The following is a 12,001-nucleotide window of genomic DNA, read 5'->3' on the forward strand; positions in this document are numbered from 1 at the left end:
GGCGATGTCGGTTTGCTTTGCGTCGGCTCGTCCTTGGGACGGAAGCCAGATCAAACCGAGGAGACCACCGTGGCCACCAAGCTCGACATCGCCCCCGCCGACGACCGCGAACTGGTTCTCGCCCGCATCATCGATGCACCGCGCGGGGACGTCTATCGCTGCTGGACCGAACCGAAATTGATCAGGCAATGGTTCGCGCCAAAGCCGTGGACGACGCCGCGTGCCGAGATGGATGTGCGCACCGGTGGCAACAGCCTAGTCGTCATGGCAGGGCCCGACGGCAACGAGTTCCCCAACCCCGGCGTCTTCCTCGAGGTCGTTCCCGGCGAGAAGATCGTCTTGACCGATGCTTATACCCAGTCATGGGTGCCATCGGAAAAACCGTTCATGACAGTCGTACTGACCTTCGAGGACGAGGGCGAGGGCAAGACCCGCTACATCGCGCGCGTCCGGCATTGGAGCGTCGCCGACCGCGAGCAGCACGAGGCGATGGGCTTTCACACCGGTTGGGCCCAGTGCGCCGTTCAGCTCGAAGATCTCGCCAGGACGCTCTGACAGAGCCACACCGGAGGAGTTCGATATGTCCAAAGTTCTGATTTTTGCCATTTTTGCCTCGGCCGCTGCGTTTCTCGCTTGCCTGGGCAACATCAATGCAGAGGAGACAAAGCCTGCCATGACGACCGAAACGAAAACACTGCCGAAGCCACAAAAGTCCGGCCTGCTGCCGATCAATGGCGTGAATTACTATTACGCCGTCTATGGCAAGGGTGAGCCGCTGCTTCTGCTGCATGGCGGCCTCGGTTCCACCGACATGTTCGCGCCGATCCTGCCCAAGCTTACCGAAAACCGCACCGTCATCGGGGTCGACCTGCAGGGGCATGGCCGCACCGCGCTTGGGGACCGGCCATTCAGCCTGCAGGCGATCGGCGACGACATGGCTGGTATCGTCAAGACACTCGGCTACGACAAGGTCGATGTCATGGGCTATTCGCTGGGCGGCGGGGTTGCCTTCCGCATGGCGGTCCAGCATCCCGAGGCCGTGCGCCGGCTGGTCCTTGTTTCGACCGGTTATGCCGCCGACGGCTTCTACGACGAGATGCGTCCGCAGCAGGCACAGGTGAGTGCCGCCGCCGCGGCGTATATGAAAGACACGCCGATGTACAAGTCCTACGTCGCCGTCGCCCCGCATCCGGAGGACTTCCCGAAACTGCTCGACGCGCTCGGCAATTTCATGCGCCAGAACTACGACTTCTCGGCCGACGTTCCCAAGCTGAAGATGCCCGTGATGCTCGCCTATGGCGACAGCGACATGTACAAGCCCGAGCACGAGATCAAGTTCTACCAGATGCTCGGCGGCGGCCTGAAGGATGCCGGCTGGATGCGGGAGAACCTGTCGCGGAACCGGCTGGCCATCCTGCCCAACCGCACCCACTACGATGTCTTCTTCGCTCCGGAACTGACGGCCGCCGCACTGCCGTTCCTCGACGGCGAGACCAGGGTGAAGAGCTGGGACGAGGTGGTCGGCGAAGCCGAATGACCCCTGCCTTCTCCGCCGGCCGTCCCCAGCGAGACAGCCGGCGTGCTGTTCAGGAAGCCTTGGCCCGGCGCGGCTGCCTCAGATCCTTGATGCCGCTCATTTCGACGAAGTTCGTCGCCGACTCCCAGAGATAGTCGCCGTAAAGAAACGGCGCGAAGCGTTCGGCGCCGTCCAGCGGTAAAGGCGAGATTTCCGCGTCGACGCGTGGCTCGTGGAAGAACGGGATCGAGAACCGCACCGTTTTTGGCGCAATGACCCGGTGCCGTGTCGCCCGCACGCGGCCGCCGGTCCAGCGTTCAAGCAATTGGCCGAAATTGACCGCCAGCGTGCCATCGGCTGGAGGCACGTCGATCCATTCGCCGGCGAGGTTCTTCGCCTGCAAGCCTTCGACGCCGTCCTGCGCCAGCAAGGTGACGAAGCCTGAATCGGCATGTTCGCGGCCGATGATGGTGCGCGTCTCGCCTTTGTGGGTCACCGAATACTCCGGTCCGCTGGTGTCGACGCCGGCATTGGGATCGCGCAGCGGATAGCGGATCAGGCGCAGCGTCGAGATGCCACCGTCGAAATAGGTATCGAAGGTCATCTCAGGCAGGCCAAGCCCGCGGGCGATCGACCGCATCAGCATGGTGCCGACCGTTTCCATCACGCGATAGTAGTCGGCTGCGGCAGCGCGCCAGCCGGGCAGGGCATTCTCGTCCGGCAACGGTGTCGGCTCGCACAAAGGATCGTCGGAAGCCGTGACTCGCGCCGCATCGGCAAGGTCCGGCCCCATGTCGATGCCTTCCTTGTAGGAAACGGCTTGCGGCTGCAGCGGAAACCAGCCGCGGTAGAAATTTTTCTTGGTGTGATCGAAATTCCAGCGCAGCAATTCCTGCTTCTCGGCGTCAGGAAGCGCGAAGATGCGCAGCAATTGCGCGCGCTTGTCGGGCGTCAGCCAGTCATCGCCGGGAAAATCCCGGACCGCCAGGAAGCCGATGCCGGCCGCCGCGGCCATGATCTCAGCGTCGGCGCGGTCGCGCGCGGGCGAGGGCGACCCGAACAGGGCCGCGATGCCGATCGTTTCGATGTCGGGTGTCATGACAATCCTGCTGCATCACGATAATCGATCACCTTGTATCAAAGCTTTTCAATTGACCCAATCGACCTCGCCGGTACTTTTGCCGCCTGTTCACTCCACCAATGGATCCAGGCGATGGCAAAATACGAAGGCGGATGCCTGTGCAGGGCCGTGCGCTATCGCACCGATGCCGCCCCCATCAACGAGCGCATCTGCCATTGCCGGCTTTGCCAGAAGGCGATCGGCGCGGCGTTCAATGCGCGTGTTCTTTTCCGCATCGACGATGTGACGGTCGACGGCCCGTCGGCCACGGTCAACACCTCGCCGGACCTCAAGCGCGGGTTTTGTCCGGCCTGCGGCACGCCCCTGTTTTCGCGGCGCGATTCCGCCGGCATCATCGGCGTGACGACCGGGTCGCTTGACGACCCGTCGCTGTTCAGGCCCCAGATGCACATCTGGACCGTCTCGAAACAGCCCTGGGTGATGCTGGATGACGGCCTGCCGCAATTTGAAGGCGCTCCGCCGGCCTAGCTTCCTTCTTCCCCGCGAAGGGAAAGGACGTGCCCCAGGATGACCAAAATTAATCCAAAGAGACACGTGATAGCCGGCAAAGCGTCATTGGCGGGCCATCTTTGTCTCCCTATCTAAGCGTCGCGGGCCCGGCATTCGAGGAGACGACGGATGAACGACAGCATCAGCACCCTGGACGAGCTTTTGAGCGATCCTATGGTCCTGCTCGTGATGGAACGTGACCGTGTGCGCCCGGAACAGGTGCGCATGCTGCTCGAGCGGGCTCGCCGGCCCTCCGCAGGGGAGCCTGTCGTGCCGCCCGCGCATGTTATTGCCAGGACCTGCCAGAAACTTTGGCTTTGCCCGTAGTCGTCTTGCCAACCTCCACCCATGGGAGCATCGCCGGCCCTTCGGGCCGGTTTGAACCGTGCGCGTCCGAGGCGGCGACGCCAGCTTACAAATCCGTAAATTGATTATCCGCCGCATGACGGTATGCCTTGCCGGGCACCGATCTCCTCCGATGGTGCCTTCGCAACTCCGATCTCTCCCAGATGGAACCCGACATGGCTGATATCTGCACGCAAGGCGTCGACACGGGCTTTGTCGGCCTTGGATTTGCCAAGGTCGCGTTCCTCGGCCTGGTGCAAGGCATCACCGAACTGCTGCCGATTTCCTCGACCGCCCATATGCGCATCGTGCCGGCGGTGCTTGGCTGGCAGGATCCGGGTTCCGCCTTCTCCGCCGCCATGCAGCTTGCCGCCCTTGCCGCCGTGGTCAGCTATTTCTGGGGCGATGTCAGGGATCTCCTGTTCGGTTCGATCGACGCTCTCACACGGCGCGATTTCGCCGATCGGCATTTCCAGCTGGCTTCCTGGATCGTGCTGGCGACGATCCCAATCGTCATCGCCGGCGTGGTACTTTCGGGTGTTCTCAACGCCTGCAATTCGCCGCTGCGCAGCCTGAGCGTGATTGGCTGGGCCTGCATAGCCATGGCGATCCTGCTGGCCCTGGCCGAGATTTTCGCCCGCCACAAGCGCACCATCGGCGAAGCGTCGCTCGCCGACGCGCTTCTTGTCGGTGTCGCCCAGGTCGGCGCGCTGATCCCGGGCGTCTCTCGCTCCGGCTCGACGCTGACGGCGGCACTGGGGCTCGGCTTCAAGCGGGCCGAGGCGGCACGCTTTTCGTTCCTGCTCGGGCTGCCGGCCATCGCGCTCGCCGGCCTCAAGGAATTGTGGGAACTGCACAAGGTGCATCTCGATGCCCATGGATGGTCGGTTCTTGGCCTGGGGCTGCTCGTCGCCTCGATTTCGGCCTTCTTCGCCATTTGGGGCCTGATGCGTGTTCTGGAACGCTTCTCCGCCTGGCCCTTTGTCATCTACCGTGGCCTGCTTGGCGTCGTCCTGCTGCTGGGTGTGGCGATGGGATGGCTCGTCTAGCTCCCTAGCCCGAACCTCGGTGTTGCGCTGCTGCAACCCTCGAAGGGCATGCGGCGTCCCTCAAAGATGTGATCGGCCGGTTTGGTTGACTTCGGGATATAACCGCCCTTAACGTTCTGTTAACAAAACAGATGGGCGGGGCCGGATGGCATCCTCGATGGGTTGGCGCCGGAAGGCGAAGGGGCTGGGGCTTGCGATTGCCCTGATTGCTTTCTGTTCGGCGGCGAATTCCGCTTACACGGCTCCCGTTTCCATGGCTATCGGCGGCTCGACGTCCCAGCCGATTGGCCACTATGATTTTTGCAAGATTCATGCCGCCGAGTGCTCGATCCGTTCATCCGACAGCGAGCCGGAACAGATGACTGGCAAGCTGTTGCGGGAGATCAGCGCCGTAAACCTCTCGGTCAACGCGCGCGTCAAGCCGATGAGCGACATGGACAATTACGGCAAGGAGGAATGGTGGGCCTATCCGGACAATGGCTTCGGCGATTGCGAGGATTACGCGCTGGAAAAGCGGCGTGAGCTCAACAGCCTGGGCATCGCCATAGCCAATCTCCTGATGACGGTGGTTCGCAAGCCGGACGGCGAAGGCCATGCCGTGCTGACGGTGCGCACCGACAAGGGCGACTTCATCCTCGACAATCTCGTCGACAAGGTTCGCCTCTGGAACCAGACCCCGTATCGCTATCTCAAAAGACAGGCGAGCGACAATACCGGGCGCTGGGTCTCCATTCTTGCCGGCGAGGAGAAGCTGGTCAGCGCGGTCAAATAATCGCTGCCCGAAGTCCGGGTTATAATCCATACTTCTTTCAGCAAATCCTTCATCGTGCCGGCAAGCGGTGCTATCCACGACAGTTCGTTGGAATGGCAATCCGGAACGCGCATGGATTTTTTGACCGTCCTTTATTCGGCGCCCTTGCTGCTGAGCTTGTTCAAGGCCGCGTTGCCGTACGCGGTCGCCACGACAGCGGCATTCGGCCAGTGGTTCGCTTCGGTGCCGCCGTGCCGCGACATCTCCTTCGAGGCTACGAGCTTCCTCGTCTGCGAGGTCGATCCGAAGCTCTATTCGATCGAACTGTTCTGGAAAGACCCGGCAGGCAAGCCTTTTCAGTCGCTGCACAATCTCGACAACGCCCAGCGCATGGCGGGCCGGACCATGCTGTTTGCCATCAATGCCGGCATGTACCACCCCGATCTCAGGCCGGTCGGCCTTTACGTCGAACGCGGCCAGGAAATGGCCGGTGTGAAAACGGGATCGGGAAGCGGCAATTTTTCGCTGCAGCCGAATGGCATCTTCTATATCAGCCGCGGCAAGGCCGTGGTGCGGGCGACCAAGGACTTCGTCAGGCAGCGGCCAGCCACCGACTATGCGACACAATCAGGGCCAATGCTGGTGATCGACGGCCAGCTTCACCCGAAATTCCAGGTCGACGGCACCTCGCGCAAGAGCCGCGACGGCGTCGGAGTGCGAAAGGACGGTGTTGCCGTCTTTGCCATCTCGAACGGCACGGTGACGTTCCATGCCTTCGCTCGCCTGTTTCGCGACGCGCTCGGCTGCGACAACGCGCTCTTTCTCGACGGCACGATATCGAGCCTGCTCGCCCCGGCCATCGGCCGCAACGACGACTACTGGAATCTGGGGCCGATGATCGGCGTCTTCAGGAAGCGCGGCTGATGCACGGCGCCCTCAGTCGCGAGACGCACTAAATCCCTCCATTGCGCCTGCCGCGCAGTCTGACGACAAGCACGGCGACGATGATCGCCACCACCATGGCCGCGATCACCGCCAGGCCGAACAGGCTGGTCGCGTCGAGTTCGGGCAGATTGTCGGCTCCTTTCGCCACCAGCCATCCAGGCGACAGCACGACCGGCGCCCAGATGATCGCCGACAGGATATTGGCGACCTGGAAGCGTCGCCTGTTCATGCCCATCATGCCGGCGACCAGCGGCACGGTGGCACGCACCGGACCGAAGAAGCGGCCGACGAAAACGGCGGCGACACCGTAGCGGTGGAAGAACAGGCGCGCCCTGGCGGTCTCGCGGCGATAGCGGTTGAGCGGCCATTTGTGGACGACGCCACGCCCCAGCCATTTGCCGAGGAAATAGGAGATGGTGTCGCCAAGCGCCGCGCCGAACATCGCGGCGAGGAGAACGGGCAGGGGCTGGACGATACCGGCGCCCACCAGTCCGCCGACGATAATCAGTACCGTGGTGCCAGGCAACAGGATGCCGACCAGCACCAGCGACTCGCCGAAGGCCAGCAACCCGACCACGAGACCCGCCCAGGCCTGATGGTTCTCGATGAAACACACGCTCTGGTCGATGAACGACTGCACGCAAGCTCCGTGTTGAAAGTGTTCCTCAGCTGCCCTGTCGAGCAAGCTCCTGAGTTCGTCGAGCTTGCCGTCGACGAGCCAGCCGTAATAATTCTCGACCGGCAGCTTGCGGCCCTTGGCGCTGGCAAGGGCGGCCGCGCCGCACCCCCGTTCTCAACAGCCACATGATGGCCCTGTCAAGGCTTGGCCGGGCCGCTGCCGACGACTGTCGGAACGCGGCCACAGCTATGGTAAAAAACTTGATTCAAACTTTATTGGTAATTTCTCGTTCATAACTCGTCTGGTTGTCCGTCGGCCGTCGCCTTCGGTCTGTTGTGTTCGAGTACAGGTCCAGATGCGGTTACCAGGCGTCGTGAGTTTCGTGATCGCATCGCTGTGCCTTGCCGGCTGTTCGTCGACATCGGGCATGGATGCGCTCGACATGCAGAAGCCGTCCAATGAAGTCACCAGTTCGGTGGTGCGTCCAAGCGCGCCAATCGCGTCCGTTCCGATGGCCAGGGCAGACGCGGCGCGCAAGCGGATTGAGGCTGCGGCAGAGGATACCACCGCTCGGCCTTATGGCCTTGCCGAGGAAGAGACGGTGGCGTTTCCCGCACCCGAACTGCCCGACAGCGTCGAGCCGCCGATCGAGGAGGCAGCCCTGGTGTCGCCGCCGAAGCTGTTGTCGCGGGCGGCACCGTCCATGCTGGCCGGCCCGGTCACGCGTTATGGCTTCCGCGATGCCAAGCCGATCAATTTCGGCCGCTCGTCGCCCCGTCACCTTGCCGTGCACGGGGTGGACGTGTCGCGCTGGCAAGGCAACGTCAACTGGGAGAAGCTGCGCGCCCAGGGCGCCAACTTCGCCTACATCAAGGCGACCGACGGCGGCGACCACCTCGACCCCCTGTTTATGAAGAACTGGCGTGATGCCGACGCGGCGGGCCTGAAGCGCGGTGCCTATCATTTCTTCTACTGGTGCCGCACCGCCGGCGAGCAGGCCGACTGGTTCATCCGCAACGTGCCGAAGGTCGACGGCGCGCTGCCGCCGGTGATCGACGTCGAGTGGAACGGCGACTCCAGCTGCCAGCGGCGCCCGTCGCGCGAAAAGGTGCTGGAGAAGATGCAGGTGTTCATGGACAAGCTGGAGCGCCATTACGGCCAGCGGCCGATCATCTACACGGCGCCCGATTTCTATCGCGACAACCTCCAGGGCGCATTCCCGGATTACCCGTTCTGGCTGCGCGCCGTGGCCCGGCATCCGTCAAAGGTCTATCCCGATCGCAAATGGCTGTTCTGGCAGTATTCCGGCTCCGGCCTGTCGCATGGCGTGACCGGCCGCATCGATCTCAACGTCTTCCATGGCGATGAGCGGCAATGGCGCGCCTGGGCCGGCGGCGGAGGTCGGGCGGTGATGGCCGACGCGGATTAGAACCCATGCTTTCGCGTCGGCGCTCGTCCTGTCCACCTATTGGAACTGGTTGCTCCCGCCGTTCTTTTCCTCGCTCAACCGCAGCCGCGCCCTCAAGCCCATGATCTCGGCGATCGCGGCATCGATCATGGCGAGAAGGGTCAGCGTGTCGTGCTGGGTCGGATCGGCCCTGACATAGGCGAGCTGGTTCAGTATATCGGTGTCATCTTCGGTTTGTTCGCTCATGCGCATCGTCCCGGCTGTTGTCTCCTGGATCTCCGTCCGATCGGATCGACCATCCCTTTTATCACGTCATCGTGCGGATGGCCCGCCGCGTTGGCCACCAGTTCCTGGCGCGGTTCCCACCGTGCTTCGGATACGTCCTCGGAGGCAAGATGGAGAACATCGGTGTGAGGCTTCGGCTCGGTGGGGCACTGGTCTGCCTGCTGACATTGCTGTTGCCCGCGAGCCCGATGGCCGCGGGTCTGCAAGACGCCACCGCCGATACGCTCGACCGCTGCCTGGATGATCCAGCCAATGGCTCTACAGCAGGCCAAACCGACTGCGAGGCCACGGCATCAAGCGACTACGATCGCCGCATGAATGCCGCCTATGCGACACTCCTGCGCAAATTACCGCGCCAGGCAGCGCAAAATCTTCGCCTGTCACAACGCGCCTGGCTGGCGTTCCGCGACAGCGAGGCGAAGACCCGGGGCGCTCTCTATGAAACAAGGCAAGGCACGATGTACGTGCCCATGCAGGCAGCCGACGCCACCAACATCATCCGGGATCGCGCCCTTCAGCTGGAGGGCTATGTTCGTGTCATGGCAATAGAGGATGCCGAATAGCGGCTGGTCGCCGCTCCCATAGCCACGCGACAGCATTGAACCTTGCCGGCGGTCATTTCCTGATCTTGCGAATAGACGAGACATTGCCCTCGCCATGCTGTCTATATGCGTGCTGCCGCACTCTAGTCGTCGGGGGGACGAGTTGGAGCTCAAGTTTCTGTTGGTCGGCTTTGCCTGCGCGGTCGCCGGCATGCTGTCGATCGTCACCTTCCTGAAATGGCTCGAGGTCAAGGCGGCCAGCCGCTGGTTGCCGACGCCTGGAAAGATCGTCTCGTCGCGCGTCGAGGCGCGCGAGGTGACAAGCTCGGGTACTGGCTCGGAGAGCAGCACCTCGACCGAAATCCGCAATTTTCCGGCCATCACCTATGAGTACAAGGTGGGCGGCAAGACATTTCAAAGCTCGCACTACAGCGTGCAGGAGAACCTCGGAAATTTCGAAGTCGCGGAAACCCTTGCGCGGTTTCCGCGTGGCGCGGCGGTAACCGTGTTCTATGACCCGTCCAGCCCGGGCAAGGCCGTGATCGAGCGCACCATGCCGGACGGCGCCTTCAAGTTCATGGTCCAGCTTTCGGCGGGGCTCGTGGTTGGTGCGCTGGTGTTGGTGTTTTCGGTCGGTGGCGTGCTGGAGGCTATCGGGCCGCATCTGCCCAAGCCGCGGAACCTTGGTGCGGCGGCATTCCTGCTGTTCATGGGGCTTTTTGTGCTGCGCATGGGCTTTGCCCAAAGATCGATGGCCGGGCAGGCGGCAACATGGCCGACCGCCGCCGGCCGTATCGATGCGTCCGGCCTACAGGCAATCAAGACCCGCGACCGGTTTGAGGGCGGTGGGTACCGGCCCTGGCGTACGGTGTTCAAGTCCCGCATCGTCTACAGCTATGGTGTCGCCGGACAGCGCTACAGCGCCGATCGCGTCGCTTTCGGCGCCAGCGTGACGGCCTCGCTGCCCGGCCTCGTCGGCGGTCAGGCGCGGCGCTATGTCCAGGGCAGCAAGGTCGACGTGCGCTATGACCCCGCCAACCCCGCCTCGGCGGTGCTCGAATGCCGGGTGCGTGGGCTATGGCTGCTGTGGGTCTGCTCGGCAGGCTTTCTCGGCGGCGCGGCCTTGCTGGTCGGGTTGGTCTGAGTGTCACCGCCTTGAGCAGCGCACGAGAGGTCCGCTGTCGAATCCGCGCCAGCTCAACCGCACCGTCGCGCCGTCTCTTCCGATATGGATGGTGCGAGAAAATGGCTCGTCGAGCGATGGGTCCGCGCCGTAGCACTGGCTGGCGCGAACCACCCAGCCGGTGGCGGTTTTGTGAAAGATCGCGTGCTCGCAGCCAAGGTTGGGAAACGACAAGGCCGACTGATCCACAGTGAAGACAGTCTGGCGCTGGACGTCGGCGGTCGCATGGCAGTTCAACCTGTCCCTGGACCACGTCCCGACATAGGGCGCTGCCGCTACGGCCGGCACAATCGCAGTTGCGGAGATCGCTATGATCAGTGCCAAACGCTGCATCTTTTGTCTCCTGGGCCGCTGCGTTCGATCATACAGATTGCGGGTTTGTGTGGCGCAAGTTTTCGATCGAGGCACGATAAACGCAGCGGTTCCGGATTTCGCTTATGGTTTTGTACGGATGATGCGACTGTGCGGCCCGGCACGCAGCCGGCCTTGCTTCACAAACACATTGCCCGAGATATCGATGATCATTCGCAAACTGGCCTTCGTTGTCCTGGGTTCGCTCGGGCTCATGCAAGCGGCGAGCGCCAAGGAATGCCTCCTGAGCCACGCCACCTATCAGGAGCCACGCTCGGGCGCGGTCATGCAATTTCGGCCGCTGGGCAACGAACCGGCGGCACTGACGACGCAGGTGTTCTCGCTGGCCGTGCCTCATACCGGCATAAGCCTGCCGGCCGATATTACCTGGACCAACGGCAAGAACTCGTTTCCGCTCGGTACCATCCGCCACCCCTGCACCGACGACGACCGCGAAGCGGGTCTGCAAGACGACAGCGGGCTTTGCCGGATATGGGACGGGCAGGTCTATGCCTTGACCGGAGGCGGCGCCGAGCAGCTGAACTCGCGCGAAGCGACACCGGCGCCGAAAGGGCTATTGCTGCCGCAGTTCGGTGCGATGTTCAGCGAATGGCCCGACTTCGCCAATGCCAACCCCGCCGGCTCAGCCTGGGATGCCTTCACTTTGACGGGATGCAGCGATGAATAGCGCTATGGGATCGATCGTCTGGACCTGCGCCCTGTTCGCGTTCGTGACGGTATCTGCCGGGGCGCGCGCGGAGGAGCCGGCACCGTCGCGGCCGCCGATCGACAAATGCGTCTGGGAAAAACTGACGGACAAGACGATCGGCCTGGGAGCATGGGCGCAGCGCTGCAATTTCGGCTTTCGCCAGATCCATTTCGAGTTTGTCGGCAATGCGCTCGCCATCAAATACAGCGATGGCGGTGCGCCAGATCCGCTTGTCGAGGTGCTCGACATCCAGCCCGGCGAAACCGCGGAGGCTGCCATGCGGCGCCTGTTCCTGGAAAAGACCGACAAGGCCGTCAACGCCCGCTGCGAGCTCGCGCCTTACACGGAGGGCACCGTGCCCGCCGGCGTCAAACGCTACACATTCAGCCCCGACGCCGCTTATGCGAAAGAGCTGAAGGCGCAGGCCAATGACGAGGTCCCCGACCCGCCCTGCGGCGACTGGGGCGAAATGCCGGACGGGATTCAGTATTTCGAGGTGCCGGCGGGTGCGGCGCGAAAACTGCTGTTCGTCCGCGTGGGCCAGGATGAGCCGTTGTTTGATGAGCAGACGCTGCGGGTGCTTTTGCGGGGGGCCGGTCAGTAATCAGAACGTGACCAGATAGCCGATTATGGCTAGTAGCCTGTTGCTCACTCTTACATATGAAGGA

The 12,001-nt window shown here is 62.9% G+C and carries 16 protein-coding genes; 12 read left to right on the plus strand and 4 right to left on the minus strand.

Features of this window, described 5'->3' with window-relative positions:
- Window positions 1-69 precede the first annotated feature (69 nt).
- Both FJ954_RS17000 and FJ954_RS17005 read left to right on the plus strand, forming a co-directional pair.
- Window positions 70-555 carry an SRPBCC family protein gene (locus tag FJ954_RS17000; RefSeq protein ID WP_140662050.1) on the plus strand — a complete coding sequence of 162 codons (486 nt, stop codon included), beginning with the start codon at window positions 70-72 and terminating at the stop codon, window positions 553-555.
- A 25-nt stretch (window positions 556-580) separates the two neighbouring features.
- Window positions 581-1,537 carry an alpha/beta hydrolase gene (locus tag FJ954_RS17005; protein WP_140662051.1) on the plus strand — a complete coding sequence of 319 codons (957 nt, stop codon included), beginning with the start codon at window positions 581-583 and terminating at the stop codon, window positions 1,535-1,537.
- Between the two features lie 49 nt (window positions 1,538-1,586).
- On the opposite strand, the gene FJ954_RS17010 is transcribed toward FJ954_RS17005, so the two are convergent.
- On the minus strand, window positions 1,587-2,615 hold the full coding sequence (locus tag FJ954_RS17010) for a 2OG-Fe(II) oxygenase family protein (protein WP_140662052.1): 1,029 nt from the start codon (window positions 2,613-2,615) through the stop codon (window positions 1,587-1,589).
- Window positions 2,616-2,729: 114 nt separating this feature from the next.
- Between FJ954_RS17010 and FJ954_RS17015 the strand changes: the two genes are divergently transcribed.
- The 5 genes from FJ954_RS17015 to FJ954_RS17035 all read left to right on the plus strand — a co-directional run bounded on the left by FJ954_RS17015 (window position 2,730) and on the right by FJ954_RS17035 (window position 6,215).
- Complete coding sequence (locus FJ954_RS17015; RefSeq protein WP_140662053.1) at window positions 2,730-3,125, plus strand: GFA family protein; 396 nt, start codon at window positions 2,730-2,732, stop codon at window positions 3,123-3,125.
- Window positions 3,126-3,275: 150 nt separating this feature from the next.
- Window positions 3,276-3,473: a hypothetical protein gene (locus FJ954_RS17020; RefSeq protein ID WP_140662054.1), complete on the plus strand. Its 198-nt coding sequence runs from the start codon at window positions 3,276-3,278 to the stop codon at window positions 3,471-3,473.
- 194 nt (window positions 3,474-3,667) lie between these two features.
- On the plus strand, window positions 3,668-4,540 hold the full coding sequence (locus FJ954_RS17025) for an undecaprenyl-diphosphate phosphatase (RefSeq protein WP_140662055.1): 873 nt from the start codon (window positions 3,668-3,670) through the stop codon (window positions 4,538-4,540).
- A gap of 145 nt (window positions 4,541-4,685) precedes the next feature.
- Window positions 4,686-5,312, plus strand: a complete 627-nt coding sequence (locus FJ954_RS17030) for a transglutaminase-like cysteine peptidase (protein WP_015318098.1) — start codon at window positions 4,686-4,688, stop codon at window positions 5,310-5,312.
- A gap of 111 nt (window positions 5,313-5,423) precedes the next feature.
- Complete coding sequence (locus FJ954_RS17035; RefSeq protein ID WP_140662056.1) at window positions 5,424-6,215, plus strand: phosphodiester glycosidase family protein; 792 nt, start codon at window positions 5,424-5,426, stop codon at window positions 6,213-6,215.
- Between the two features lie 28 nt (window positions 6,216-6,243).
- Here the strand turns inward: FJ954_RS17035 and FJ954_RS17040 are convergent, their stop codons facing one another.
- On the minus strand, window positions 6,244-6,876 hold the full coding sequence (locus FJ954_RS17040) for a DedA family protein (RefSeq protein ID WP_281407725.1): 633 nt from the start codon (window positions 6,874-6,876) through the stop codon (window positions 6,244-6,246).
- Between the two features lie 334 nt (window positions 6,877-7,210).
- Here FJ954_RS17040 and FJ954_RS17045 point away from each other — a divergent pair, with 334 nt between their 5' ends.
- Window positions 7,211-8,284 carry a GH25 family lysozyme gene (locus FJ954_RS17045; protein ID WP_140662058.1) on the plus strand — a complete coding sequence of 358 codons (1,074 nt, stop codon included), beginning with the start codon at window positions 7,211-7,213 and terminating at the stop codon, window positions 8,282-8,284.
- A 36-nt stretch (window positions 8,285-8,320) separates the two neighbouring features.
- Here FJ954_RS17045 and FJ954_RS17050 read toward each other — a convergent pair whose 3' ends face one another.
- Window positions 8,321-8,509, minus strand: a complete 189-nt coding sequence (locus tag FJ954_RS17050; protein ID WP_140662059.1) for a hypothetical protein — start codon at window positions 8,507-8,509, stop codon at window positions 8,321-8,323.
- A gap of 149 nt (window positions 8,510-8,658) precedes the next feature.
- Here FJ954_RS17050 and FJ954_RS17055 point away from each other — a divergent pair, with 149 nt between their 5' ends.
- Entirely contained in the window at window positions 8,659-9,111 is a 453-nt protein-coding gene (locus FJ954_RS17055; RefSeq protein ID WP_140662060.1) for a lysozyme inhibitor LprI family protein, read from the plus strand.
- A 142-nt stretch (window positions 9,112-9,253) separates the two neighbouring features.
- Window positions 9,254-10,234, plus strand: coding sequence for a DUF3592 domain-containing protein (locus FJ954_RS17060; protein ID WP_246681079.1), 981 nt, complete (start codon window positions 9,254-9,256; stop codon window positions 10,232-10,234).
- 3 nt (window positions 10,235-10,237) lie between these two features.
- On the opposite strand, the gene FJ954_RS17065 is transcribed toward FJ954_RS17060, so the two are convergent.
- Complete coding sequence (locus FJ954_RS17065) at window positions 10,238-10,606, minus strand: hypothetical protein (RefSeq protein WP_140662061.1); 369 nt, start codon at window positions 10,604-10,606, stop codon at window positions 10,238-10,240.
- A gap of 184 nt (window positions 10,607-10,790) precedes the next feature.
- On the opposite strand from FJ954_RS17065, the gene FJ954_RS17070 reads away from it, so the two are divergent.
- Together FJ954_RS17070 and FJ954_RS31590 are read left to right on the plus strand one after the other, a co-directional pair.
- Complete coding sequence (locus FJ954_RS17070) at window positions 10,791-11,312, plus strand: hypothetical protein (protein WP_140662062.1); 522 nt, start codon at window positions 10,791-10,793, stop codon at window positions 11,310-11,312.
- Window positions 11,305-11,937 (plus strand): hypothetical protein, encoded by a 633-nt coding sequence (locus FJ954_RS31590; RefSeq protein WP_181177833.1) that lies wholly within the window; start codon window positions 11,305-11,307, stop codon window positions 11,935-11,937. The genes FJ954_RS17070 and FJ954_RS31590 overlap by 8 nt, the downstream gene beginning before the upstream one ends.
- Window positions 11,938-12,001 lie beyond the last annotated feature (64 nt).

Source organism: Mesorhizobium sp. B2-3-15, from assembly GCF_006442875.1.
GTDB classification, from domain to species: domain Bacteria; phylum Pseudomonadota; class Alphaproteobacteria; order Rhizobiales; family Rhizobiaceae; genus Mesorhizobium; species Mesorhizobium australicum.

Excerpts from the sequence above, each read along its gene's own strand:
- FJ954_RS17005 (WP_140662051.1), top strand. The coding sequence starts at position 581 with ATGTCCAAAGTTCTGATTTTTGCCATTTTTGCCTCGGCCGCTGCGTTT.
- FJ954_RS17010 (WP_140662052.1), bottom strand. The coding sequence starts at position 2,615 with ATGACACCCGACATCGAAACGATCGGCATCGCGGCCCTGTTCGGGTCG.
- FJ954_RS17015 (WP_140662053.1), top strand. The coding sequence starts at position 2,730 with ATGGCAAAATACGAAGGCGGATGCCTGTGCAGGGCCGTGCGCTATCGC.
- FJ954_RS17020 (WP_140662054.1), top strand. The coding sequence starts at position 3,276 with ATGAACGACAGCATCAGCACCCTGGACGAGCTTTTGAGCGATCCTATG.
- FJ954_RS17025 (WP_140662055.1), top strand. The coding sequence starts at position 3,668 with ATGGCTGATATCTGCACGCAAGGCGTCGACACGGGCTTTGTCGGCCTT.
- FJ954_RS17030 (WP_015318098.1), top strand. The coding sequence starts at position 4,686 with ATGGCATCCTCGATGGGTTGGCGCCGGAAGGCGAAGGGGCTGGGGCTT.
- FJ954_RS17035 (WP_140662056.1), top strand. The coding sequence starts at position 5,424 with ATGGATTTTTTGACCGTCCTTTATTCGGCGCCCTTGCTGCTGAGCTTG.
- FJ954_RS17045 (WP_140662058.1), top strand. The coding sequence starts at position 7,211 with ATGCGGTTACCAGGCGTCGTGAGTTTCGTGATCGCATCGCTGTGCCTT.
- FJ954_RS17050 (WP_140662059.1), bottom strand. The coding sequence starts at position 8,509 with ATGAGCGAACAAACCGAAGATGACACCGATATACTGAACCAGCTCGCC.
- FJ954_RS17055 (WP_140662060.1), top strand. The coding sequence starts at position 8,659 with ATGGAGAACATCGGTGTGAGGCTTCGGCTCGGTGGGGCACTGGTCTGC.
- FJ954_RS17065 (WP_140662061.1), bottom strand. The coding sequence starts at position 10,606 with ATGCAGCGTTTGGCACTGATCATAGCGATCTCCGCAACTGCGATTGTG.
- FJ954_RS17070 (WP_140662062.1), top strand. The coding sequence starts at position 10,791 with ATGATCATTCGCAAACTGGCCTTCGTTGTCCTGGGTTCGCTCGGGCTC.
- FJ954_RS31590 (WP_181177833.1), top strand. The coding sequence starts at position 11,305 with ATGAATAGCGCTATGGGATCGATCGTCTGGACCTGCGCCCTGTTCGCG.